Origin of the sequence: Muricoccus roseus (assembly GCF_900141905.1) — a bacterium.
GTDB lineage: Bacteria > Pseudomonadota > Alphaproteobacteria > Acetobacterales > Acetobacteraceae > Roseomonas > Roseomonas rosea.
This window is the reverse complement of the sequence record NZ_FQZF01000030.1, coordinates 18,639-43,552: the sequence shown is the minus strand read 5'-3', so window position 1 is coordinate 43,552 and position 24,914 is coordinate 18,639. Positions and strand designations below refer to the sequence as shown.

At 72.7% G+C, this 24,914-nt stretch carries 19 protein-coding genes; 12 read left to right on the top strand and 7 right to left on the bottom strand.

The features are described 5' to 3' along the window. Positions 1 to 30 precede the first annotated feature (30 nt). From BUB97_RS20400 to BUB97_RS20390, 3 genes are read right to left on the bottom strand one after another with little or no spacing between them, the layout of a single operon-like run. The gene (locus BUB97_RS20400) at positions 31 to 1,464 is read right to left on the bottom strand and encodes an efflux transporter outer membrane subunit (protein ID WP_073138195.1); all 1,434 of its coding nucleotides are present in this window, start codon (positions 1,462 to 1,464) and stop codon (positions 31 to 33) included. Position 1,465: 1 nt separating this feature from the next. Further along, entirely contained in the window at positions 1,466 to 4,624 is a 3,159-nt protein-coding gene (locus BUB97_RS20395) for an efflux RND transporter permease subunit (RefSeq protein WP_073138193.1), read from the bottom strand. A gap of 9 nt (positions 4,625 to 4,633) precedes the next feature. After that, positions 4,634 to 5,893 carry an efflux RND transporter periplasmic adaptor subunit gene (locus tag BUB97_RS20390; RefSeq protein ID WP_338141789.1) on the bottom strand — a complete coding sequence of 420 codons (1,260 nt, stop codon included), beginning with the start codon at positions 5,891 to 5,893 and terminating at the stop codon, positions 4,634 to 4,636. Positions 5,894 to 6,037: 144 nt separating this feature from the next. Here BUB97_RS20390 and BUB97_RS26350 point away from each other — a divergent pair, with 144 nt between their 5' ends. Next, a complete protein-coding gene (locus BUB97_RS26350; protein WP_073138191.1) occupies positions 6,038 to 6,676 on the top strand; it encodes a TetR/AcrR family transcriptional regulator in 639 nt (212 codons plus the stop codon). Positions 6,677 to 6,683: 7 nt separating this feature from the next. Here BUB97_RS26350 and BUB97_RS20380 read toward each other — a convergent pair whose 3' ends face one another. From BUB97_RS20380 to BUB97_RS20370, 3 genes are all read right to left on the bottom strand, one after another. Continuing rightward, positions 6,684 to 7,787, bottom strand: a complete 1,104-nt coding sequence (locus tag BUB97_RS20380) for a serine hydrolase domain-containing protein (RefSeq protein WP_086062412.1) — start codon at positions 7,785 to 7,787, stop codon at positions 6,684 to 6,686. Positions 7,788 to 7,856: 69 nt separating this feature from the next. After that, positions 7,857 to 9,236, bottom strand: coding sequence for an amidase family protein (locus BUB97_RS20375; RefSeq protein ID WP_073138189.1), 1,380 nt, complete (start codon positions 9,234 to 9,236; stop codon positions 7,857 to 7,859). A gap of 107 nt (positions 9,237 to 9,343) precedes the next feature. Further along, positions 9,344 to 10,555, bottom strand: a complete 1,212-nt coding sequence (locus BUB97_RS20370) for an MFS transporter (RefSeq protein WP_073138187.1) — start codon at positions 10,553 to 10,555, stop codon at positions 9,344 to 9,346. A gap of 162 nt (positions 10,556 to 10,717) precedes the next feature. Here BUB97_RS20370 and BUB97_RS20365 point away from each other — a divergent pair, with 162 nt between their 5' ends. Further along, positions 10,718 to 11,659, top strand: a complete 942-nt coding sequence (locus tag BUB97_RS20365) for a bifunctional helix-turn-helix transcriptional regulator/GNAT family N-acetyltransferase (RefSeq protein WP_073138185.1) — start codon at positions 10,718 to 10,720, stop codon at positions 11,657 to 11,659. Positions 11,660 to 11,691: 32 nt separating this feature from the next. Then, positions 11,692 to 12,276, top strand: coding sequence for a hypothetical protein (locus tag BUB97_RS20360; protein ID WP_073138183.1), 585 nt, complete (start codon positions 11,692 to 11,694; stop codon positions 12,274 to 12,276). A 12-nt stretch (positions 12,277 to 12,288) separates the two neighbouring features. On the opposite strand, the gene BUB97_RS20355 is transcribed toward BUB97_RS20360, so the two are convergent. Further along, entirely contained in the window at positions 12,289 to 13,029 is a 741-nt protein-coding gene (locus tag BUB97_RS20355) for an alpha/beta hydrolase (RefSeq protein WP_175562693.1), read from the bottom strand. A gap of 230 nt (positions 13,030 to 13,259) precedes the next feature. On the opposite strand from BUB97_RS20355, the gene BUB97_RS20350 reads away from it, so the two are divergent. From BUB97_RS20350 to BUB97_RS20310, 9 genes are all read left to right on the top strand, one after another. Beyond that, positions 13,260 to 15,209: a methyl-accepting chemotaxis protein gene (locus BUB97_RS20350; RefSeq protein ID WP_073138181.1), complete on the top strand. Its 1,950-nt coding sequence runs from the start codon at positions 13,260 to 13,262 to the stop codon at positions 15,207 to 15,209. Positions 15,210 to 15,213: 4 nt separating this feature from the next. After that, a complete protein-coding gene (locus BUB97_RS20345) occupies positions 15,214 to 16,713 on the top strand; it encodes a chemotaxis protein CheW (protein WP_073138179.1) in 1,500 nt (499 codons plus the stop codon). Further along, positions 16,710 to 17,870, top strand: coding sequence for a chemotaxis-specific protein-glutamate methyltransferase CheB (cheB, locus tag BUB97_RS20340; protein WP_073138177.1), 1,161 nt, complete (start codon positions 16,710 to 16,712; stop codon positions 17,868 to 17,870). The genes BUB97_RS20345 and cheB overlap by 4 nt, the downstream gene beginning before the upstream one ends. After that, on the top strand, positions 17,867 to 18,718 hold the full coding sequence (locus BUB97_RS20335) for a CheR family methyltransferase (RefSeq protein WP_245818389.1): 852 nt from the start codon (positions 17,867 to 17,869) through the stop codon (positions 18,716 to 18,718). Before cheB ends, BUB97_RS20335 begins: the two co-directional genes overlap by 4 nt. Then, a complete protein-coding gene (locus tag BUB97_RS20330; RefSeq protein WP_073138173.1) occupies positions 18,715 to 20,709 on the top strand; it encodes a chemotaxis protein CheA in 1,995 nt (664 codons plus the stop codon). Before BUB97_RS20335 ends, BUB97_RS20330 begins: the two co-directional genes overlap by 4 nt. Next, positions 20,706 to 20,954 (top strand): hypothetical protein, encoded by a 249-nt coding sequence (locus tag BUB97_RS20325; RefSeq protein ID WP_073138171.1) that lies wholly within the window; start codon positions 20,706 to 20,708, stop codon positions 20,952 to 20,954. Before BUB97_RS20330 ends, BUB97_RS20325 begins: the two co-directional genes overlap by 4 nt. A 68-nt stretch (positions 20,955 to 21,022) precedes the next feature. Beyond that, positions 21,023 to 21,406: a response regulator gene (locus tag BUB97_RS20320; protein ID WP_073138169.1), complete on the top strand. Its 384-nt coding sequence runs from the start codon at positions 21,023 to 21,025 to the stop codon at positions 21,404 to 21,406. Between the two features lie 2 nt (positions 21,407 to 21,408). Further along, entirely contained in the window at positions 21,409 to 22,053 is a 645-nt protein-coding gene (locus BUB97_RS20315) for a chemotaxis protein CheX (protein ID WP_073138167.1), read from the top strand. Next, entirely contained in the window at positions 22,043 to 24,871 is a 2,829-nt protein-coding gene (locus tag BUB97_RS20310; protein WP_086062410.1) for a hybrid sensor histidine kinase/response regulator, read from the top strand. The genes BUB97_RS20315 and BUB97_RS20310 overlap by 11 nt, the downstream gene beginning before the upstream one ends. Positions 24,872 to 24,914 lie beyond the last annotated feature (43 nt).

The window sequence follows — 24,914 nt, the reverse complement described above, 5'->3', positions numbered from 1 at the left end:
GGCCGGCGCGGCGCGGCCCGCCGCCCTGCCTCAGGACCGTGGGGCAGGTGCCACGGGCTGCCAGCCGCCGCCCAGGACCTTGTACAGGGTGACCAGGCTTGAGAGCTGTTCCTGGCGCAAGGTGATCAGGGCCTGCTGCGCGCCGTACAGGCTGCGCTGGGAATCGAGGACGGTGAGGTAGCTGTCCACCCCGCTGCGGAAGCGGAGCTCGGCCAGCCTGTAGCTGTCGGCATAGGCCTCGGCCAGGCGCCGCTGGGCCTCCACCTGGCTGCCATAGGTGCCCCGGGCGGCCAGCGCATCCGCCACCTCTCGGAAGGCGGTCTGGATCGCCTTCTCGTAATTCGCGATCTCGACCCGCTTCTGCAGCTTCGTGTAGTCCAGCGTCGCCTCGTTGATGCCGCCGGTGAAGATCGGCACGCTGATCTGCGGCGAGAAGGCCCAAGACCCCGAGCCCGCCTGGAACAGCCGCGACAGCGCGGTGCCCGCCGTGCCGCCCGAGGCGGTGATGCTGACGGTGGGGAAGAAGGCGGCGCGGGCCGCCCCGATATTCGCATTCGCCGAGAGCAGCCTGTACTCCGCCGCCAGCACGTCCGGCCGCCGCAGCAGCACGGTGGAGGAGAGGCCGGCCGGAAGATCCGCCGTGACCAGCGGGGAGGCGAGGGTCGTGCTCGCGGGAAGGTCGGCAGGAACGGGCTGGCCCAGCAGCAGCGCCAGTGCGTTCTCCGCCTGCGCCACCTGGCGCGTGTAGAGGGCGAGGTTGGCACGCGCCGCCTCCACCGAGGTTTGGGCTTGGCGCAGCGCCAGAGCGGTGGTGGTGCCGCCCGCGGCGGTGGCCTGGGTGAGGCGGTAGGAGGCCTCCTGGCTCTCCAGCGTCTGCCGCGTCAGCGCCAGCAGCTCGCGGCTGGCGAGCAGGGCCAGATACGCATCCGCCACCTGCGCGACGAGGCTGATCTGCGTCGCCCGCCTTGTCTCGGCCTGGGCGAAGGCGGCCTCCAGCGCCGCGCGGGAGAGGCTGCGGATGCGGCCGAAGAGGTCGATTTCCCAGGCGGTGAAGCCCGCCCCCAGGCTGAAGCTCCGGCTGGTGACGGAGCGGGTCCGGCCATCGCTCCCCGTGACCGGCGTGCCCAGGTAATCCGCCGCGCCGCTGGCCCCGAGATAGGGGAAGAGGTCGCCGCGCTCCACGCGGTACTGCGCCTCGGCCGCCTCCACGTTCAGCGCCGCCACCCGCAGGTCCCGGTTGTTCTCGAGCGCGAGGCCGACCAGGCGCCGCAGGCCGGGGTCGAGGAAGAAGCTCTCCCAGCCGATGCTGTCGGCGGTGCTTTCGCCCGATTGCGGGGCGCCATAGGCGGCGCCCTGCGGCCACTGCGCGGGCACCGGCGCGCCAGGGCGCTCATAGCCCGGGTCCAGCGAGCAGCCGGCCAGCAGTGCGGCACCGAGCGCGAGGAGGGGAAGCGGGCGGGCCATGTCAGTGCTCCCCCCCGGGCGCGGCGGGTGCAGGGGTGGTGGCCGGCTCAGGCCGGGCCTCGCTACGGCGCTTCGTCCGGAACAGCTTCAGCACCAGCACGAAGAAGAGCGGCACGAAGAACACCGCCAGCACCGTGCCGGTGACGACGCCGCCGATGATGCCCGTGCCGATGGCGGTGCGCCCGCCCGCGCCCGCGCCCGTGGCGATGGCCAGCGGCACCACGCCGAGCACAAAGGCGAGCGAGGTCATCAGGATCGGCCGCAGGCGTTCCCGGGCCGCATGGATGGCGGAATCCAGCAGGCTCTCGCCCGCTTCGAAGTGCTCCTTCGCGAATTCCACGATGAGGATGGCGTTCTTCGCCGAGAGCCCGATGGTGGTGAGCAGGCCCACCTGGAAGTACACGTCGTTGGACATGCCCCGGAGCATGGTGGCCGCCACGGCGCCGAACACGCCGAGCGGCACCACCAGCATCACCGAGACCGGGATGGCCCAGCTTTCGTACAATGCGGCCAGGCAGAGGAAGACGACGATCAGCGAGACGGCGTAGAGCGCCATCGCCTGCGACCCCGCCGCACGCTCCTCATAGGAAAGGCCGGTCCAGTCCACTGCGATGCCGGCGGGCAGCTGGGCGGCCAGCCGCTCCATCTCGGCCATGGCCGCGCCAGTGCTCTGGCCCGGGGCGGCATCGCCCAGGATCTCGATGGAATCCGTGCCGTTGTAGCGGGAGAGCTTCGGCGAGCCGACCTCCCAGCGCGCCGAGGCGAAGGCGCCGAAGGAGACCATCTCCCCCGCGCTGTTCCGGACATGCCACTTGGACAGGTCCTCCGGCAGCATGCGCGCGGGCGCGGAGCCCTGCATGTACACGCGCTTCACGCGGCCGCGGTCCAGGAAGTCGTTGACATAGCTGGTGCCGAAGGCGGCCGAGAGGGTGCTGGTGACGTCACCGACGGAGAGGCCGAGGGATGTCGCCCGCTCCCAGTCGATCTCCAGCTTCACCTGCGGCTCGTCATTCAGGCTGTTCGGGCGAACGCCCACCACCACCCGGCTCTGCGCGGCGGCCGCCAGCAGCTGGTCACGCGCCGCCGTCAGCGCCGCATGGCCCAGCCCGCCGCGGTCGAGCAGCTGCATGTCGAAGCCCGTGGCATTGCCCAGCTCCGAAACCGCGGGCGGGGAGAAGGCGAAGATCTGCGCGTCCCGGTAGGTGGAGAAGTGGCGCATCACCCGCCCCGCGATGGCGGAGACCGAATCCGCCGGCGCGGTACGCTCGTTCCAGTGCTTGAGCCGGACGAAGGCCATGGCGGAGGCCTGGCCACGGCCGCCGAAGCTGAAGCCGGAGATGGCCATGAGGCCCTCCACGCGGGATCCCTCCTCCTTCAGGAGGTAGTCGTTCACGGCATTCACCGCCTGCTGCGTGCGCTCGGCCGTGGCGCCGGGCGGGGCGGTGATCTGGACGAACATTACGCCCTGGTCCTCCGCCGGAAGGAAGGAGGAGGGCAGGCGCATGTAGAGCACGCCCATCGCGCCCGCGATCACGGCATAGACCAGCATGAAGCGCAGCGCGCGGTTGGCCATGTAGCCGACGCCGCGGATGTAGCCGCGGTTCGTGCGGTCGAAGTTGCGGTTGAACCAGCCGAAGAAGCCCCGCCGCTCGCCATGCTTCGGCCGGCGCAGCAGTGTGGCGCAGAGGGCGGGGGTGAAGGTGAGCGCCAGGACCACGGACAGGGTCATGGCGGTGATGATGGTGAGCGAGAACTGCCGGTAGATCACGCCGGAGGAGCCGGCGAAGAAGAACATCGGCAGGAACACGGCTGAGAGCACGAGCGCGATCCCGACCAGCGCGCCCGAGATCTGGTCCATGGACTTGCGCGTGGCCTCGAGGGGGCCAAGCCCCTCCTGCTCCATCACGCGTTCCACGTTCTCCACCACCACGATGGCGTCGTCCACCAGCAGGCCGATGGCCAGCACCAGGCCGAACATGGTGAGTGTATTGATCGAATATCCCGCGAAGGAGAGCACCGCGAAGGTGCCCAGCAGCACGACCGGGATGGCGAGCGTCGGCACCAGGGTCGCCCGGAAGTTCTGCAGGAAGATGAACATGACCACGAAGACGAGGATCATCGCCTCGATCAGCGCCTTCACCACCTCCTCGATCGAGATCTGCACGAAGGGCGTGGTGTCGAAGGGATAGACAACCTCCAGCCCGGCCGGGAAGCTCGGGCGGAGCCGCTCCAGCGTGGCGCGGACGGCGGTGGCGGTGCCCACCGCATTGGCGCCGCTGGCCAGCTGGATGCCGATGCCCGCGGCCGGGCGCCCGTTGAACAGGCTGCTCGGGCTGAAGCTCTGGGCGTCGAGCATCACCTCGGCCACGTCCCGCAACCGCACCTGGGACCCGTCGGCCTTGGTCTTCAGCAGGATGGCGCCGAACTGCTCGGGCGTGTTGAGAAGGGAAGGGCCGATCAGCGTGGCGGTCAGCCGCTGTCCCGGCACGGCGGGCAGCGCGCCGATCTCGCCCGAGGCGACCTGAACATTCTGCGCGGCGACCGCGGTGCTGATGTCAGAGGGGTTCAGCCCATAGGCGTTCAGCTTGTCCGGATCGAGCCAGATCCGCATCGCATATTGCGAACCGAACAGGTTGAAGTCGCCCACGCCCGGGGTGCGGGTGATGGGGTCCTGCACGGCGGAGGCGATGTAATCCGCGATGTCGGCATTGTTCATGGTGCCGTCGCGGGAGATGAAGCCGACCACCATCAGGAAGTTGCTGCTGGCCTTGGCCACGCGGATGCCCTGCCGCTGCACCGTCTCGGGCAGCCGGGATTCCGCGAGGGCCAGCTTATTCTGCACCTGCACCTGGGCGATATCGGGATTGGTACCCTGGGCGAAGGTGAGCTTGATGCTGACGCTGCCGTCCCGGTTGCTGTCCGAGCTGAAGTAGAGCAGCCCGTCGAGCCCCGTCATCTGCTGCTCGATCACCTGAACGACAGTGTTCTGGACCGTCTCGGCCGAGGCGCCGGAATAGGTGAGCGAGATCTGGATCGCGGGCGGGGCGATGTTGGGATACTGCGCGATCGGCATGCCGCGCAGGCAGATCCCGCCGATCAGCATGATGCCGAGCGCGATGACCCAGGCGAAGACCGGGCGGTCGATGAAGAAGCGGGCCATGGCCTGTCCTCAGCCTCCCCGGACCTGGATGGCGCGCTGGGCTTCCTCGGCCACCTGCTGGTCGAAGGCCTGGGCGCTCATCTCGCGCAGCTGGGGCTTCGCGCCGGGGCGCACGCGCTGCGTGCCCTCAACGATCACGCGGTCACCCTCCTGCAGGCCACCCTCGACCAGCCACTTGTTCCCGATGGCCTGGCCGATCTCCAGCGTGCGGCTCGCCACCGTGCCGTCGGCCTGCACCACCAGCGCGACGGGCTGGCCCCGCGGGTTCCGCGTCACGCCCTGCTGCGGAACGAGGAGGGCGGACTGGGCCTGGCCCTGCTCCAGCCGGGCGCGGACGAACATGCCCGGCATCAGCATGCCCTGCGGGTTGGGGAACTGGGCGCGTAGGGTGACGGTGTTGGTATCGGTGCTCACCGTGACCTCGGAGAACTGCAGCGTGCCGGCCTCGGGGTATTCGGTGCCGTCCTCGAGCAGGAGCCGGACCTCGGCATTGTCGTTCGCGTCCCGGCGCAGCTTGCCGGACTCCAGGTCCCGCCGCAGCCGCAGCACCGCCGCCGTGGGCTGGGTGACGTCGACATAGATGGGATCGAGCTGCGTGACGGTGAGCAGGGAGGTACCCTGGTCCGCCGTGACCAGCGCGCCGACCGTGACGGAGGAGCGCCCCGTGCGCCCCGCGATGGGTGAGGTCACGCGGGTGTAGCCCAGGTTGATTCGCGCGGTCTCGACCGCGGCCCGGCCAGAGGCCACGTCGGCCTCGGCCGATTTCTGGGTTGCCACCGCGGTCTCGTAGTCCAGCCGGCTGACCGCGTTCTGTGCCACCAGCGGGCGGTAGCGGGAGACGGTGACCCGGGCGGATTCGAGGGCGGCCTGCGCGCGGGCCAGGGTGGCTTCGGCACTGGCCAGGGAGGCGCGATAGGGGGCGGGGTCGATCTGGAACAGCGGCTGCCCCGCCGTCACCTGCTCCCCCTCGCGGAACAGGCGCTCCCGCACCACGCCACCCACCTGGGGCCGGATCTCCGCGGTCTGGAAGGGGGTGGTGCGCCCGGGCAGCACGGTCTGCAGCGCCACCTGCTGAGGGGCGAGCGTCACGACGGTCACGGTCGGGGCGGGCGGGGCGGCTTGGCCCTGTGCTGTCGCCTTGTCGTCGCAGCCGGCCAGGGCAAGGGCCGCCGCGGCCGCGATCGCGCGGAGGAGGGCGGCGCGGCGTCCGGAACCGGAGGCCCCGACGGGCGGCAGGGGCGCGGCGTCTGTGCGAGGAGCGATCATCATGGGTCCGTCACGGTCCGTCTCTGCGGCACTTGCCCGGGCGAATGGAAACGGGCTAGTTTCCGAGCGCGGAAACTCTGCCGTTTCCTGGAGGGTGTCAAGCACCCTTGTGCGCTGCAACATTGTGTTTCAGGAGGAGAGGACGCGGTGACAGAGCAAGGCGAAAGGGGACGTGACGCGCTTCCGGATGGGCTGGGCATCACCTGCCAGCGCATCCTGCAGGCCGCGGAAGCCGCCTTCGTCGCCCAGGGCTTCCATGTCACCACTATGGATGCCATCGCCGCGGGCGCGCGCTGCTCGAAGAAGACCGTCTACAAGCTCTTCGCCTCGAAGGACGACCTGTTCCGGGCCGTGATGGAGCGGCGGCGCGAGGAGGTGGCACGGCTTCCCGTCGATCCGCATCAGTCGCCGGAGCAGGCCTTGCGGGACTTTCTGCTGCGCATGGCGGATATCCTGCTCCGCGACAGCTCGATCGCCCTGATGCGGATCGCCATGGCCGAGGCGGGCCGCACCTCCTTGCTGGGCCCGGACTGGACCGAGCCGCGCCCGGAAATGGCGCGGCTGGAGCTTGAGAAGTACCTCACTCAGCTCGCCTCCGCGGGCGGCTACGATTTCGGTGGGGCGCCCGAGGCCGCTCGGATGCTGGTGGGCATGGCGCTCGGCGCCTTTCACCACGAACTCATGGCCGGGCTGGAGGTCTCGCTTCCGCGGGAGGTGCTGACCGGCCGGATCGAGCACGCCGTGCGCATCTTCCTGCGCGGCAGCCGGGTGGACGCGGCGAGGTGAGCGCGCCTCAGCCCCGCACCAGGTTCGCCAGCACGATCTCCCGCCAGATCCGCAGCGGCGTCGCCGCCTGCTCCGGCCGGTTATAGAGGCCGCAGAAGCAGGCCATGGCGAGGCCGGCCGCCGGCATGAGGTAGAGGCGCTGCCCGCCATTGCCGAAGGCGCCGAGCCAGGGGCGCGGCCCGCCGAGGCCCGGCACATATCCCCCGCCGAGATACCAGAGGCGGCTGTAATGCAGCCCGTCCCCGGTGGGCACGGCGGGGCGGGTCATGGCGGCGAGCCATGCCTCCGGTACCACCCGCCGGCCTTCCCACGCGCCGCCGGCCAGCACCATCTCCCCGATGCGCAGCAGGGCGGGCGCGGTCAGTCGCAGACCCGAGGCAGCGGAGGGCACGCCGTCCCGCCCCGCCGCCCAGCCGCCGGATTCGAAGCCGAGCGGCTCGAACAGCGCCGCCTGGGCGAAATCCGGCAGCGACTGCCCGGTGCCGCGCGCGATCAGCGCGCCCAGCAGCGCCACGGCGCCGCCGGAATAGGTCCAGCGCGTTCCGCGCGGATGCTCCACCGGCTGTTCCAGCACGTAGCGGTAGCGGTCCGCCGCGTTCTCCATGGCGATCTCGCTGTTCGCCGGATCGGTGTAGGGGCGGCTTTCGTCCCAGGCGAGGCCCATGGTCATGTCCAGCGCGTCGGACACGCGCAGGGCCTGCCGGGCGGGGTCGGCGGCGAGGTCGGGGTATTCGGGAAACTGCGCCAGCAGCGGCGCCTCCGGCGGCGGCACGGCGCCGCGGGCGAGGGCGATGCCGTAGAGCAGCCCGACCACGCTCTTGGTCACCGAGCGCAGGTCATGCGGCACCTCGGGGCCGGAGCGGACCTCGCCGAGCGGGCGGCCCCAGCTCTCATCCGGCCCCTGGCCATAATGCGCCAGCACCACCTGCCCGTGCCGCGCCACCAGCAGGGCATGCAGGCCGGGCAGCAGGCCGGAACGCAGCCCGGCCGCGAGCTTCTCCTCCAGATCCGGCGCGAAGCCCTCGGTGCCGGGCGCCGCCGAAGCGGGGGCGGCCATCAGGCCGACCCCCAGGCGGGGCAGGGCGCGGCGGCGGAGAAGCGGGTCATGCATGGCATCCTCGCGTTGGAGCGCGAGGACGCGTTAGGGACATTCCGGCGCAAAAATCAAATCGCCGCGCCCTCAGCGGTTCACGGGCCGCGCCACCTCGCCCAGCCAGCGCGCCATACCCACCACCGCCTCGTCCTGGCCCGGCTGCCCGACCACCTGCACGCCCACCGGCATGCCCGCCACGCCCAGCAGCGGCAGGGTGACCGCGGGGCAGCCGAGCAGGGATGTCCAGGCGTTGAAGGCCGTGTTCCCCGTGCGCCCGGTGGGGCGGTGGACGATCTCCTCCAGCAGCGGCGCGGGGCCGGTGCAGGAGAGGGTGATGATTCCGTCCGCCAGCGGCGCGAGCGTGGCCTGGCGCAGCCGCGCCTCGGCCCGCCGGGCCAGCAGGTCCCGGTAATCCGAGACCGTCATCGCGGTGGCATGCTTCATCTGGGCCAGGGTGGTGTCGCTCAGGCTGTCCGGGAACAGGCGCAGCAGGTTCGCCTGGCCCCAGCGGTTCTCGAAGGCCACCAGCCCCATGCTCATCGTCACCGATTCGGCGATGCTCCGCTCGAAGGCGTCGATCAGCCGGTCGTCGGCGCGGCGGAGCAGCACCACCCCGTCGTCGGCCAGCTGTTCCAGCAGCGCCTCGAAGGCCTCGCGCGTCGGGGCCTCGGTGGCGGCCCAGCCCTCGCTCTCCAGCACGATCAGCCGCCCCGGCCGGCGCGGCGCCGGCGGCGCCAGTGTGCCGCCCAGGCCGGGATGGCCGGGGTCGCCGCCGGCGCGCGCCGCGATCTCGGCGGCCACGTGCCACATGTCCTCGACGGCGCCGGCATGCACGCCCAGGCAGCTCTGGCTCAGCCCCTGCCGCTCCCCGCGATGCAGGGCGCCGAAGCTGGGCTTGATTGCGACATTCGCGCTGAAGGCGGCCGGGCGGATGATGGAGCCGACCACCTGCGTGCCCAGCGCCGCCGGCACCATGCCCGCCCCGACCGCCGCGCCCGAGCCGCTGGAGGAACCGCCGGCCGTCCGCCTGACATCGAAGGGGTTGCGGGACTTGCTGGGATGCGCGCCGCCCAGTTCCGTGGTCACGGTCTTGCCCAGGATCACCGCCCCCGCCTCGCGCAGCGCCCAGACCGAGGCGCTGTCCTGCCGGGCGCGCGCCCCCTCATTGCCCGCGATGCCGAGGCTGGTGGGCATGTCATGCGTCTGGAGGATGTCCTTGATGCCGATCGGCATCCCATCCACCGGCCCGATCGCCTGTCCCGCCCGGTACCGCGCCGTGGCGGCATCGGCGGCCGCGCGGGCGCCTTCGATGTTCAGGGCCATCCAGGCCTGCACCTCGGGCTCCCGCGCCTCGATGGTGGCCAGGCAGCGCTCGAGATAATCCCGGGGCGTGTCCCGGCCGGCGAGGAAGCCGGGCACCGCGTCATGGAAGGTCAGCGGGCGGTGCGTGGTCGGGTCATAGGCCATGAGGCGCTCCGGGGCTCTGTGCGCCGCGCCGCCAGGGCGGCGGAACGGCGCGGGACAGACACCGGGGCAGTCTGCCCGCCCTGGCGGCGCCGGCCTAGGCCGGGTGGCTAGGCTGGGGCGGTGGCCCGGATCGGGCCGCGCGTCGCCCAGTTCACCGCCACGGCGCCGAGGCCGACCAGGATCATCACCGGCCAGAAGGCGGCATAGCTGCCCGTGCGGTCCACCAGCAGCGCGGCGGCGCCGGCGCCGAGGAAGCCGCCGATCTGGTGGTTGAAGAAGCAGACGCCATAGAGCGCGCCGAGATCCGCCACCCCGAAGCGCCGCGCGATGGCGGCCGCCGTGAGCGGCACGGAGCCGAGCCAGATGGAGCCGAGCACGGCGGCGAAGAGCAGCGTGCCCCATTCCGTCACCGGCAGCAGGGCGAAGAGGGCGATGGCGACGGTGCGGAGCAGGTAGATGCCGCCCAGCGCCACCTCGGGCCGGATCACGTTGCCCAGCTTGCCGCAGAGCCAGGAGCCCGGAATGTTGAACAGCCCCACCAGCATCAGCGAGGTCGCGCCGAGCCAGACCGGCATGCCGCAGAGCGCGAGGTGCGCGGGCAGGTGGGTGGTGAGGAAGGCCAGCTGGAAGCCGCAGGCGAAGAAGCCCAGTGTGAGCAGCGCGAAGTCGCGTTCCCGCAGCGCCTCCCGAGCGAAGCGCGGCAGGTCGGAGAGGGGGCGGCGGGGCGCGGCGGGGTTGCGCGGGTTCCACTCCATCACCCGGGCCGCCGGCAGGATCATCAGCGCCGCCAGCCCCATGGCGCCCAGCGCCGCGGCGGCGCCGTACCAGCCGATGCCGATCTGCGCATAGGGAACGAGGAGGGCCTGCCCGACCGAGCCGCCGGCGGCCGCGATGCCCATCATGCTGCCCCGCTGCTCCGGCGAGGCCGCGCGCCCCACCGCCGCCACCACGCTGCCCGTGCCGGTGCAGCCCACGCCGATCCCGGTCATGATCCCGATGCCCAGCACCGCCGTGACCGCCGAGGGATGCAGCGCCACGAGGCCGAGCCCCGCGACATAGAGCAGCCCGCCCACCGCCGCGACGCGCCCGGCGCCGTGGCGGTCCCCCAACGCGCCGGTGATAGGCTGGACGAGACCCCAGGTCAGGTTGTGCAGCGCCACCGAAAGGCCGAGCGCGACGGCCGAGATGCCCTGTTCCGCCCCGAGGGGTAGGAGGAAGAGGCCGAAGGTCTGGCGGATGCCCATCGCCATGGAGGCGGTGACCGCAGCGGCGATCACGACGGCCCAAACGTTGGAGACCCGGGCGCCGGGGTTCCTCATGGCATAACCTTATCGTTCCTCGTGGCCTCTCTAGCCCGGCCGGGCCAGCCGGCCCAGGGAGACGGCCACCATGCGGGCCGGGGCAGCTGCGGACTTGGTTGCTAATAGCAACCTTTTGGGTGACATTTGCAGGCATCAAGCCAAAGGGCGCGACAGCTTATCATGCCCGATGCCGTCCTTGCCCGCCGCGTCGAAGCGGTGCGGCGCTTCAGCCGCCTCTATACGCGCCGGATCGGCGTGCTGCATGAAGGCTTGCTCCGCAGTGCCCTCACCCTCACCGAAGGGCGGATTATCTACGAGGTCGCGCAAGGCGAGACGACCGCCTCCCGCCTGGCCTCCGCGCTCGAACTGGACTCAGGCTATCTCAGCCGCGTCCTGCGAAGCCTCGAGGAGCGTGGACTGGTTGAGCGACGCCCCTCCGCCTCGGACGCCCGGCAAAACCTGCTCTCCCTCGCGCCGGCGGGGAAGGCGGCCTTCGACAAGGTCGATGCCCGGTCGCGCGAGGAGGTCGGTGCCATGCTGGCCGCGCTGGATGCGGCGGCGCAGCAGCGCCTAGTGGCGGCGCTGGGCGAGGCGGAGAGGCTTCTCGGCGGGGAGGCCACCGCCCCGGCGCCCTATCTTCTTCGGCCCCACCGGCCCGGCGACATGGGCTGGATCGTCCACCGCCAGACCGTGCTCTATGCCGAAGAATACGGCTGGGACGGGAGCTACGAGGCCCTGGCCGCCGAGATCGTCGCCGGCTTCATCCGGAATTTCGACCCGGCGCGCGAGCGATGCTGGATCGCCGAGCGAGAAGGGGCGGTGGTGGGGTCGGTGTTCCTCATGCGGGCCTCGGAAGAGGCGGGCAAGTTGCGCCTGCTCTATGTCGAGCCCGCGATGCGCGGCCTCGGGGTCGGGCGGCGGCTGGTGGAGGAATGCATCCGCTCCGCCCGCGAACTCGGCTATCGCCGGCTGACCCTCTGGACGAATGACGTTCTGGTTCCGGCCCGTCGCCTTTACGAGGGCGAGGGGTTCCGCTGCGTGAAGGCGGAGCCGCATCACAGCTTCGGCCATGTCCTTGTCGGGGAGACCTGGGAGCTGGATCTCACGCGTCCCTTCCGTTGACCTCGCACGCACATGCCGTGGAGGGACCGTCCTTGATCGCCTTCATCGACTTCGAGGCTTCGAGCCTGGGCGCGAACTCGCATCCCATCGAGGTCGGCTGGTTCCGTGCGGATGAGGAGGTGGCCGAGGCGCACCTCATCCGTCCGGCCGAAGGGTGGACGGATTGGGCCGCGGCTTCAGAATGCATTCACGGCATCTCCCGCGAAGTCCTGCTCCAGGAGGGGCGGCCGGTGATGGAGGTGGCGCTCCGCCTTCTGCAGGCCCTGCCGCCCGGGGAGGTGCTGGTCTTCTCGGACGCCCCGGCCTGGGACCAGGACTGGCTCGACACTCTTTTCCGCGAGGCCGGGCTGCCGCGGCGCATCGTCCTGCTGGACGTGCATCAGGCCTATGGGCGGGCCTGCCGGCCGCTGCTGGAGCTGGTGCCGGAATGGCACCCGCGCCGGGAGGCGCGGGTGCAGGAGATCAACCGCCTCGCGGCCCGGCTCGTGGCAGAGGCCGGCGAGGCGGAGTCGCGCCGCCGACGGACCCGGCACCGGGCCGGGCCGGATGCCGAGGGGCTTTCCTGGACTTGGCGGGAGGTGCAGCGGCGCGTGGTGCTGGAGACGGGCGGGGCCTAATCGGCCAGGCGCTCAGGGCCCGGCCAGAAGGCCGATGGCCTCCGCCGCCAGCTCCTCCGGAACAGAGTGGCCGCCGGAGAACTCGCGGTAGCGGACATCGTAGCCGGCCGCCTGGAGGTTCGGGACGAGCCGGCGGCGGCACCGGCCAATGGGCAGCACGTCGTCCTCCACGCCATGGGAGACGAAGATGCGCGGGCGCCCCACGGCCTCCGGCGGCGCGGCGAAGCCGGGCGAGAAAGCGAGGGCGTGGGTGAACAGGTCGCCATTCGCGAGAGCCAGCGAGAGCGCATAGGAGGCGCCGTCGGAGAAGCCGGCCAGGGCGATGCGCGCCGGGTCCACGCGGTGGCGCTGGAACACCGCCCGCAGCGCCTCGTCGAGGAAGGTGACGTCCGGCCCGTAGCCGCCCAGGATCACGTCCCAGGTCGGGCCCCGGCTTTCCGGCACCAGCACGAGGGCCCTTCCGGCCACCCCCTCGATCAGCGGGAGCGTCCCGGCGGCATGGCCGCCGGCACCGTGCAGCATGACCACGAGGGGCAACGCCGCGTCGTCGGGGGCGTCCGGGATGCGGAGCAGGCCGTCCCGCCGGCCCCCAAGCCCGAGCGGGTGACATCCGGGCGCCATGGCGGCGCGGCCGGGGGCCTGCAGCGGGCGGGCGGCCAGGCGGCCGCGCTTCGCACTGCCCTGACCGCCCGCCTGACCGACCGGCTGGCTGACCGGCTGGCTGACCGGCTGGCTGACCGGGCCGTCGCTCATGCGCCCCGTCCCGGGGCCGGCCGTGTGGTCGCTTGCATGCGCTGATCCGCGATCTCGGGGCGTCAGCGATACGGGGGTCGCCCGCCGCACGCCTTAACCTGGGTGATGGCCGCCGGGCGCCCGGGCGGGCGGAGCGCCATTGCCACTCTCTTCCTCCTGCATCTATGTGCCTGGCGGGCCGGGGTGGATATGCTGGGAACGGCAGGCGGAGCCGTCCCGCTGGAGGATCCATGGCGCTGGTCAAGACGTCCGCACTCAACCGGGGCAGCAGCGCGCCTTCGCTGCCGCAGGATGGGGCTCCGGCACCCGCCCCCGCCCCGGCCACGCCCTCCGCGGCCGGGCTGGCGGCGCGCCGTTCGCAGGATCGGTCCCGGGCAAGGCGGCAGAAGGCGGCGGAGCGAATCGGCGCGGCGTCCGAGCAGCTGGCGGCGGGCGTCACCGAGGCTTCGGCCGCGGCCGAGGAGCTGCGGCGCGCCCTGGAGCAGATCGCCTCCGCCGCGGAGGAGGCCGCCGGCGCCACCCAGGAGAGCCAGGGCACCATCGCGAGCCTGAGCGCCGCCTTCGCCCAGGCGCGGGACCGGGCGGACGGCACGCGCCGCATGACCGCCGCCCTGCAGGCGCTGCTGACCGAGGTGGGGGCGCAGGTCGAGGCCTCGGCCGCCTTCGTGCAGGAGCGCGCGGCGCGCCAGCTCCGCTCCGTGGAGGTGGTGGCCACGCTGGAAAGCCAGGCCGCGCGCATCGGCGAGATCACGGCGGTGGTCGGGGACATCGCGGACCAGACGAATCTCCTCGCCCTCAACGCCGCCATCGAGGCGGCCCGTGCCGGCGAGCATGGCCGCGGCTTCGCCGTGGTGGCCGACGAGGTGCGCGCCCTGGCCGAGCTGTCCGAATCGAGCGCCCGCGAGGTGCAGGGGCTCGTGGCCTCCACCCGCGACGCGGTGCGGGTCATCGCCGACCGCATCCGCCAGGCAGCCGAGACGGCGACGGCAGAGGCGCGGAGCGGGCGCGCGGTCGTCGCCGTGCTCGACGAGGTGCGGCTGGGGATGAACGCGATCACGGAAGGCGGGCAGGCCATCCTGGTCGCGGCCGTGGAAGCCGAGGGCGGGACGCGCGAGGCGCAGCGCGGCGCGGAGCAGGTGGCCAGCGCGGCCGAGGAGCAGTCCGCCGCCACGGCGGAGGCGCAGCGCGCCGTGGGGCAGCAGACCACCGCGCTGGAGGGAAGCCAGCAGACGGCACGCGCCCTGGCCACGATGGCCGAGCGGCTGCAGGCCGATGAGGCGGGCAGCGGGCGGGCGGAGCAGGTGGCCTCGGCCGCCGAGGAGCTTTCGGCGACGGTGCAGGAGCTGTCGGGCGCGGCCGGGCAGATCATGACGGCGCTGGGCCAGATCGCGCGGGGCGCGCAGGCGCAGGCCGCCGCCACGCAGCAATCCTCCTCCGCCATGGCGCAGATCGAGCGCGCAGCCATGGCCACGCGGGGCGCCGCCTCGGAGGCGGCGCAGCGGCTGGAGGTGCTCGCGCCCGGGCTGCGGCAGGGCGCGGAGTCGATCGCGGGGCTGAGCCGCAGCCTGGACGCGGCCCTGCAGGAAGGCGATGCCGTGGCCGGGCTGGTGGCCGCGCTGGAGACGGCCCGGCGACGGATCGAGAAGATCGTGGATGCCATCGCGCTGGTGGCGGTGCAGACGAACATGCTGGCCGTCAGCGGCTCGGTGGAGGCGGCGCGGGCGGGGGAGGCCGGGCGTGGCTTCGCGGTCGTGTCCTCCGACATCCGCGAGCTGGCGCGGGATGCCTCCGGCAATGCCGACCGGATGAAGGACGTGGTGCGCGACATCCGCGACCAGGTGGAGGTGGTGCGGCGCGACCTGGACTCGATGGCCGCCGCCTCGCTGGGCGAGGCCGGGAAGCTGCGGGACACGGCCGGGCGGCTTGGCCGGGCCGAGGCGGAGCTGGGCACGCTGCGCGAGGGCGCGGAGGAGATCCTGGCCAGCGCCGGGGCGGTGCTCGACGCCGTGCGCGAGGTGCTGGCCGGCACGCAGCAGATCGCGGCCGCGGCGGAACAGGCCAATGGCGCCGCCAGCGAGGCCTTCACCGCCGCCCGCGAGCAGGCCAAGGGCGTGGAGGAGCTGGCCGCCGCCATCGAGGAGATCGCGAGCCTGGCCGACGAGCTCCGGACGGAGGGCTGAAGGCGTGGCGCCCTCGGCGCGAGAGCCCTCGGCGCAGGCGGCCGGAGCGGCCGAGGCCCTGACGGTGATGGTGGCCGGCCAGGAGCTGGCCTTGCCCGCCGGCGCGGTGCAGGAGGTGCTGCGCCCGCGCCCGGTGACGCGCGTGCCCCATGCGCCGCCCGGCCTGCTCGGCCTTATCAACCTGCGCGGCGCGGTGCTGCCGGTCGCGTCCCTGGCGCAGCTGATGGAGCTGGAGGCGGCGCCGCCCTCTGCGGCCGCGCGCATCGTGGTGGTGAACGGCCGGGCGCCGGTCGGGCTGCTCGTGGATTCCGTCTCCGTGCTGGGCGGGGAGGGTGGCGCGCGGAGGGTGGAGCTGGACGCGCTGCTGGTGCGGGGTTTCGGAAGCCTGGCGCGGCGGGGCGCCGCGGGCCAGGCGCCCGGCGGGGCCGCCGCGGCCGGGGCGGTGCCCGAAGCGCGGGCGGAGGAGCTGGCACTGATCGGCTTCGTCCTGGCGGGGCAGGACTATGCCCTGCCCCTGGACAAGGTGGTGGCGGTGGCCCGCCTGCCGGAGGAGGTGACGGCGGTGCCGCGCACCGGCCAGGCCATGCTGGGCGTCACTGCCTTCCGGGGCGGGCTGCTGCCGCTGGTCTCGCCCCATGCCCTGCTCGGCCTGCCGGCAGGAGAGATGGACGCCGGCCGCGGGCGGGTGCTCGTGGTTCGGATGGGGCGGGCCGCGGTGGGGCTGGTGGTGGACCGGATGACGGCCATCCTCCGCCTGCCGGAGAGCGCGATCGACCCTGTTCCACCCGTGCTGACCCGCGGGGCGGGGGAGGCGCGGGTGGAGGCGATCGGGCGGCTGGACGGGGGCAGGCGCCTCGTCTCCGTCCTCTCGCCGGCCCGGCTTTTCGATGACCAGACGGCGTCGCGCATCCTCGCGGACGCGAGGGAGGCGGAGGGAATGGCCGGGACGGTGGGCGAGGCGGCCGAGCAGTTCGTCGTGTTCCGCCTGGGGGAGGAGCATTACGGCCTGCCCATCGCCGCGGTGGACGAGGTGGCGCGGCGGCCCGAAAGCCTGACGCGCATTCCCCGCGCGCCGGCCTTCGTGGAGGGGGTGATGAATCTTCGCGGCAGCGTGGTGCCCGTCATCGACCAGCGGCGGCGTTTCGGCACGGCTGGCGTGGCGGAGGGGCGCGGGCGGCGGATCGTGGTGGTGACGCTGGAGGGGCTGCGTGCCGGCTTCGCGGTGGATGCGGTGACCGAAGTGCTCTCCCTGCCCGTCGCCGCGCTGGCGCCGGCACCGGAGCTGGCGGCGGGCGAAGCCACGGTGTTTGACCGGATCGCGACGGTGGAACGGGACGGCCGGATGATCCTGCTGATCGAGCCGAAGGCCCTGCTGGACGCCGCGGAGCGCGACCTGCTGGCCGCGATCGCCGCGAAGGCGGCCGCGGGGGAGGCGAGGGCCGGTTCGGGCGGCAGATCCGGGGCCAGATCCAGGGGCGAATCCGGGGCCGCACCCGCCTCGTGATCCGCCTCCTCGTCGTGGATGATTCCGCCCTGATGCGCCGCCTGATGGGGCAGGTGTTCCGGGCGGAGGGCGACTTCGAGATCGCCTTCGCGCGGGATGGCGCCGAGGCGCTGGAGCTGCTGCCCGAGTTCCGCCCGGATGTCGTGACGCTGGACGTGCAGATGCCGCGCATGAACGGCCTCGCCTGCCTCGACCGCATCATGCTGGAGCGGCCCTGCCCGGTGGTGATGGTCTCCTCCGTCACCGAGAAGGGGGCCGTGGAGACGCTGCAGGCGCTGGAGCTGGGTGCGGTGGATTTCGTGGCCAAGCCCGGTGGCGCGGTGTCCCTCGCGATGGATGAGCTGGGGCCGCTGCTGGTGGAGAAGGTGCGGGCGGCAGCCGGCGCGCGGCTGCGGCGAAGCCTTCGCCTGACCGAGCGCGTGCGGCTGCGCGCCGGGCTGGCGGCGGCGGAGCCGCGCGGACCGGCGGTGCCGGACCGCTCGCCTCAGCAGCCGGCCCAGCAGCAGGCCCCGCAGCAGGCCCCGCAGCAGGCATTGCCGCCGGAGGCCCCGTGGCCGCCGGCCGCGGCGCAGGCCTTCGGGATCGCGGAGAAGGTGGTGCTGGTCGGCTGCTCCACCGGCGGGCCACCGGCGCTGGATGCGCTGCTCGCGCCTTTGCCCGCTTCCTTTCCCTGGCCCATCCTGGTGGCCCAGCACATGCCCGCCGCCTTCACCGGCCCGCTGGCCCGGCGGCTGGACAAGCTCTGCGCCCTGGAGGTGGTGGAGGTGACGCAACCCGTGCCGCTGCGCCCCGGGCTGGTCTATGTCGGCCGGGGCGATGCGGACATCATTCTGGGGCGGCGGCCCGGCGGGCTGGTGGTGATGGCCGCGCCTTCCCTGCCGGAGCACCGCTGGCACCCGAGCGTGGACCGGCTGGTGGAGAGCGCGATGCAGCACCTGCCCCCCGGGCGCCTTGTCGGTGTGCTGATGACGGGGATGGGGAATGACGGCGCGGGCGCGATGGCGCGGCTGCGGGCCGGCGGCGGCCGGACCATCGCGGAGGCGGAGGAGACGGCCGTGGTCTGGGGCATGCCGGGGGCGCTGGTGCATGCCGGCGGCGCGGAGGCCGTGCTGCCGCTCGACGCCATCGCGGACCGGCTGATGGGCTGGGCGCCGTGAAGGAGCCCGCGCCCCTGAGCGCCGAGGATCTCCGGAGGCTCTGCGACTTCCTCTATCGCCGCACCGGCATCTCCTATGGCGAGAGCAAGCGCTACTACATCGAGCGCCGCCTGGCGCAGGGCATGGAGCGGGCGGGCGTGCGGGGCTTCCAGGCCTATATGGCCCTGCTGCGGGCGAGCCCGCCCGAGGCGGAGCAGCTGATCAACAGCTTCACCGTCAACGAGACCTATTTCTACCGCGAGGAGCACCAGCTCCGCTGCCTCGGCCGCTCCCTGCTGCCGGAGGTCGTCTCCCGGCGCGGGCCGGGAGACCTCGTGCGGCTGTGGTCGGTGCCCTGCTCCACGGGGGAGGAGCCCTATTCCATCGCCATCTGGCTGTTGGAGAACTGGGCGATGGTCGATGCCTACAACATCGAGATCATCGGTTCCGACCTGGATACCGAGGTGCTGGCCGCGGCGATGCAGGGCGAATATGGCGAGCGGGCTCTGGGGCGGCTGCCGCGTGACGTCGTGGAGCGCTACTTCGAGCCGCCGTGTGAGGGCAAGCGGCGGATCATCCAGGACCTGCGGGAATCCGTGCGCTTCACGGCCGCGAATCTGGTGGATGCCGCCAGCATGGCCGCGCAGGGCCGGTTCGATGTGGTCTTCTGCCGCAACGTGCTGATCTACTTCGATGACGAATCGCGGCAATCCGCCTCCCGCAACCTGTTCGAGGCGCTGAATCCGGGCGGCTTCCTCTGCCTTGGCCATTCGGAATCCATGGCGCGGATCTCCGGGCGCTTCGCCGTGCGCCGATTCGAGGACGCGGTCGTGTACCAGCGCCCGCAGCAACCGCCGGTGGCGGCATGAGCGAGCTGCTCGAACAGTTCCTGATCGAGGGGCGCGAGCTGGCGCAGCAGGCGACCGAGGACCTGCTGGCGCTGGAGCGCGACCCGGCGGACGCCGCGCGCCTCGATAGCGCCTTCCGCGCCGTGCACACGCTGAAGGGTTCGGTGGCGCTGTTCGACCTGCAGCCGATGCAGCGCGCGCTGCATGCCGCGGAGGACCTGCTGGACGCCGTGCGTGCCGGGCGACTCGGCGTCGGGCGCGGGGTGATCGACGCGCTTCTGGACTGCATCGGCGCGAGCGAGGCCTGGATCGAGGCGCTCGCCCGGACGGGGACCCTCCCGGCGGATGCGCCAGGGCGCGGGCGCGGGCTGGAGGAAGCGCTGCGGGCACCCCTTCAGGAAGACTCAGGAGCGCAGCCCGCATCCGCGGAACCACCATCCGACGCCTCCTGGGCCATCGCCCTGGCCGCGGCGGAGGCCCCGGCGGTCGCGGCTGCGCATGCGGCGGGACAGGAGGTGACCGCGCTGCGCTACGTGCCGGCGGCCGATTGCTTCTTCCTCGGCGACGACCCCATGGCCCTCCTGCGCGCGGTGCCGGAGATGATCGCCCTGCGCCTGGGCGCCCGTCAGCCCTGGCCCGACGGCGCGGCGATGGACCCTTTCGCCTGCAATCTCGTCATCGAGCTGCTGAGCACGGCCGGGGAGGCGGAGCTTCGGCAGGCCTTCCGCTTCGTGGCGGACCAGATCGCCACCGCCGCAATCGCTCCCTCCGCCCCCGCTTCGGCCCCCGCCTCTGCCTCGGAGGAGGCCTCCGCCCCGGGCGGCGCGCCCGGGTTGGGCGGACGCAGCCTGCGGGTGGATGCGGCGCGGATCGATGCGCTGATGGATCTGGTCGGCGAGATGATCGTCGCCAAGAACGGCTTGGCGCATCTCGTGGCCCAGGTCGTGGCACAGCTGGGCGAGGCCGATCCGCGCCTGGCCCGGGCCCTGGGCGAGAGCCAGGCGGGCATCGAGGCGCTGGCCGAGCAGATGCACCGGACCGTGCTGGGCGTGCGGATGACGCCGCTGGCCCGCAGCTTCAACCGCCTGCCGCGGCTGGTCCGGGACGCCGCGGCGGAGCTGGGCAAGACGGTGGTGCTGGACATCCGCGGCGAGGCGGTGGAGGCCGACAAGGCGATCGTGGACGGGCTGTTCGATCCGCTGCTGCACCTGCTGCGCAATGCCGTGGACCACGGGATCGAGCCGCCGGAGGCGCGGGCCGGGGCCGGGAAGCCAGCGGCCGGGCGCATCACGCTGGAGGCCCGGCGCGAGGGGGAGGGGATCCTCGTCGAGGTGGCGGATGACGGGCGTGGCATCGATCCGGCGCGGATCCGCCAGGCGGCGAAGGCACGGGGCCTGATGCCCGAGGCCGCGATCGACGCGCTTGGCGATGAGGAGGCCGTGCAACTCGTCTTCCGGCCGGGCTTCTCCACCGCCTCCGCGGTCACCAGCCTGTCCGGGCGCGGGGTGGGGATGGACGCGGTGCGGGCGGCGGTGGAGGCGCTGGGCGGGCGGGTTTCCCTGGCCAGCCGGCCGGGCGCGGGCTCCACCATCCGCCTGCTGCTGCCCCAGGGGGCCGCCGTCACCACCGTGCTGCTGGTGCGGCTGGGGGGGGAGGTGTTCGGCCTGCCATCCGACGCCGTGGCGGAGACCGCGCGCATCCCCGCCGGGCGGATCCTGCCCCTGCGCCAGGGCGAGGCCTTCGTGCTGCGGGACCGGACGGTGCCGCTGGTCCGGCTCTCGGCGCTTCTGGACCTCCCGGGCACCCCGCGCGGCGAGATGGTGCGGATGGCGGTGGTGGGGAGCGGCGCCGCCCGCGTGGGGGTGGAGGTGGATGGCTTCGCCGGGCGGGCCGACGTGCTGCTGCGGCCCCTTCCGGGGCTGCTCTCGGGCATGCCGGGCCTGCTGGGCACGGCCCTGATGGGGGATGGCCAGGTCCTGATGGTGCTCGACATGCCGGGGCTCATCGGATGAGCGTGCGGCTGGATGGACCGGTCATTCGCCTGGAAGGGGCGTGCCGGGTGGAGGATGCCGAGCCCCTGCTCTCCTTCCTGCAAGAGGAGCCGGGGCGCGTGGTGGACCTGTCCGCCGCCGGTGGGCTGCACGCGGCGGTCGTCCAGGTGCTGCTGGCCCTGCGCCCGCCGCTGGCCGGGCCACCGGGCGACCCTTTCACGGAGCGTTGGCTGGCCCCGCTTTTGGCAGGGCCGCCTCCGGGCTAGGATGCAGGCGGTAAGGCGGATTGGGGACGGGCGACGCTCCCGGGCGCGACCCCTCCTGGAGCATAGGCATGGCCACCACGGTCCTGATCGTCGACGACAGCAAGCTCGCACGGATCGTGGCGGGCAAGGCGATCCAGGCCCTCGAGCCGGGCTGGGAGCGCGTGGAGGCGAGCAATGCCGACGAGGCCCTGGCGCGGGTCGCAGCCGGGGGCGTGGACGTCGCGGTGCTCGACTTCAACATGCCCGGCAAGGACGGGCTGGCGCTGGCGGCGGAGCTGCGGGCGCTGCACCCCTCCATGCCGCTGGCCATCATCACGGCCAATGTGCAGGACGAGGTGATCGCGCGCGCCCGGGCCGTGAACGCCACCTTCGTCGCCAAGCCGGTAACGGAGGAGGGGCTGCGCGGCTTCGTCTCGGGCGCCACGCTTCGGCTGCGCGCGGGCGTGCGTTGAAGATGCCGGACATCGTGCTCAACGAGCTGGAGCGCGATGCCCTCACCGAGCTGGTGAACATCGGCGTCAGCCGCGCCGCGGCCAGCCTGCGCAAGATGGTCGGCGGCGAGGTGCTGCTTTCCGTCCCCTCCATCGAGGTGATCGGGCACGGCCGGGCGGCCACGCTCATCCGGGAGCGGGAGGGCGGGGAGCTGGTGGCGGTCTGGCAGGATTTCGCCGGCGCCTTCCGCGGCCGTGCCCTGCTGATCTTCCCGCAGGCGAACAGCCTGGAGCTGGTGCGCGCCGTGGTGGGCGAGGCGATGCCGGCGGAAGAGGTGGCGGACATGGAGCAGGAGGCGCTGGCCGAGACGGGCAACGTCATCCTCAACAGCTGCCTGGCCACCATGGCGAACATGCTGCAGGGCTCGCTCACCATGTCGTTGCCGCAGGTGATGCGCGGCCATGGCGGGGAGCTCCTGGGGACGTCGGAGCTCTCACCGGAGGAAGGGCTGGTGCTCTTCCTCTACATCAACTTCTCCGTCCGGGACCGGAGCATCCGCGGCTACATCGCCATGGTGATGGATCTCCCCTCCCTCGGCGCGCTGAAGCAGCTGGTGGGCGACTTCATCGACCGCGTCATGCGCGACGAGGTGGAGCATGGTGCCTAGCACGACCGGGGGCACCACCGTGGGCGCGGATGCCCCTGCCGGGCCGGGCGGCGGGGCCGGGGCGGGAACGCCGTCGGAGGTCCCTGCCGAACTGCGGCGCCTGGCCGGGCCCCTCGTGGACGCAATGGCGCGGTCTGGCCTGTCCATCGTGGTCAGCGACCCGCGCCAGGCCGATACCCCCGTCGTCTTCGTCAACGCCGCCTTCACGCGCCTGACGGGCTACGCGCCCGGCGAGATCATCGGGCGCAACTGCCGCATGCTCCAGGCACCCGGGACGGATGGGCAGGTCCGTGCGGCCATTGGCGAAGCCCTGCGCCAGGGGCAGCCCTTCGAGGCCGAGCTGCTGAACCGGCGCCGCGATGGCAGCCTCTTCTGGAACAGCCTCGTCATCGTGCCGGTGCGCGACGAGGCTGGGCGGCTGGCCTATTTCCTCGGCACCCAGGCGGATGTCAGCGCCGCACGGGAGGCGCCGGGCGTGCAGGCGGAGCTGCGCCTGCGCCAGGAGGCGCTGGACCAGGCGAATGACCGGCTGCGGGTCGCGCTCTCCACCTCCGGCGTGATGGCTTCCTGGGACTGGCACACGGAGGAGCGCCGCATTTTCGGCGATGCGCGCTTCGCCGCGCTCTGCCGGCTGAGCCCGGTGGAGGCGGAGCGCGGCGTGGCGCCTGCCGCCTTCTTCTCCATCATCCATCCGGATGACCAGATGCGCATCCGGCTGGCCGTCGGCGGGGTGTTGCGCGGGGCGGAGGTCTTCTCGAAGGAATACCGGATCATCCTGCCCGATGGCGCGATCCGCTGGGTGCATGCCCGCGGCCGCTGCTTCCGCGAGGCAGGGGCCGGCGGGCGCTTCCTGGGCACGCTGGTGGACGTGACCGACCAGAAGCGCGCGGAGGAGCGGCTGCGGATCGCGCAATCCGCGGGCGGGGTGGGCACCTTCGAGTATGTCAGGGGCTTCGGCACCGCCTCCGTCTCCTCGCAGTTCTGCCAGCTGCTGGGGCTGCAGCCCGCGCAGGACCTGCCGCTGCGCACGATCAACGCCGTGGTCCATCCGGAGGACGCGCCGGTGATCGACCTCACGGCACAGCCGAGGATCGGGACCGTCAGCCAGGCCGAGTTCCGCATCACGCGCCCGGATACGGGGGAGATGCGCTGGCTGACGCGGCGCGGCGAATTCCAGCGCGACACCGAGACCTCCGACCTTCGCTTCATCGGCGTCATCTACGACGTCACCGACGCCAAGCGTGCCGAGGTGGCGCTGCGGCGGCTGAACGAGGGGCTGGAGGCGCGCGTCGCGGAGCGCACGGCGGACCGCAACCGGCTCTGGCGGCTCTCGGCCGAGATCATCCTCGTCTCGCGCTTCGACGGGGAGATCACGGCGACGAACCCGGCCTGGCAGGCGGCGCTGGGCTGGTCGGAGGCCGAGCTGGTCGGGCAGAACCTCTTCACCCTGCTGCACCCGGACGATGCCGGGCGCGTGCGGGCGGAGCTTTCCACCCTTTCGCAGGAGGAAAGGCTGGCGCGCTTCGACAGCCGCCTGCGCGGGCGGGACGGCACCTATCGCTGGATCAGCTGGTCCGCGGCCTCCGGCGAGGGGCTGATCAACGCCGTGGGCCGCGACGTGACGGCGGAGAAGGAGCAGGCCGAGGCGCTGCGCCTGGCCGAGGAGCAGCTTCGCCAGTCCCAGAAGATGGAGGCGGTCGGCCAGCTGACCGGCGGGCTGGCGCATGACTTCAACAACCTGCTGACCGGCATCATCGGCAGCCTGGAGCTGCTGAAGGCGCGGGTGGCGCAGGGGCGGCTGGAGCAGGTGGACCGCTACGTAACGGCCGCGCAGGGCGCCGCGAACCGCGCCGCGGCGCTGACGCACCGGCTTCTCGCCTTCTCGCGCCGCCAGACACTCGCGCCCAAGCCGACGCAGCCGAACCGGCTCATCGCCGGGATGGAGGAGCTGGTCCGGCGCACCATGGGCCCCGCCATCCAGGTGGAGACGGTGCTGGCGGCCGGGCTGTGGCCCACGCTGTGCGACCCGAACCAGCTGGAGAACGCCCTGCTCAACCTGTGCATCAATGCGCGGGATGCCATGCCCGATGGCGGTCGCCTGACCATCGAGACGGGGAATGCCTGGCTGGACGACCGCACCGCGCGGCAGCGGGACATGGCGCCGGGCCAGTATGTCGCGATCTCCGTCACGGATACGGGCACGGGCATGCCGCCGGATGTGGTCGCCCGGGCCTTCGACCCCTTCTTCACGACCAAGCCGATCGGACAGGGCACGGGGCTCGGCCTTTCCATGATCTATGGCTTCGCGAAGCAGTCCGGCGGGCAGATCCGCATCCATTCGGCGGTGGGCCGCGGCACGACCATGCGCGTTTACCTGCCCCGCCACCTCGGCGAGGCGGAGGCCGATCAGGCGGCGCCGGAGCTGGCGACGGCGCTGCGGGCGGAGCAGGGCGAGACCGTTCTGGTGGTGGATGACGAGCCCACCATCCGCATGCTGGTGGCCGAGGTCCTGGAGGAACTGGGCTACACGGCGATCGAAGTGGGCGACGGGGCGGCCGGGCTGCAGGTGCTGCAGTCCGATGCGCGGGTGGACCTGCTGGTCACGGATGTCGGCCTGCCCGGGGGCATGAACGGGCGCCAGCTGGCCGATGCCGGGCGCGTGCTGCGTCCCGGGCTGAAGGTGCTGTTCATCACGGGCTATGCCGAGAACGCCGTTCTCGGGAGCGGCCATCTGGAGCCAGGCATGCACGTGCTCAGTAAGCCCTTCCAGATGGACCAGCTGGCCAGCCGGATCCGGGCGCTGATCTCGGACGCGTGATCCCGGAGAGGGCGCCGCCCTCTCCGGACCTTGCGTGCCGAAG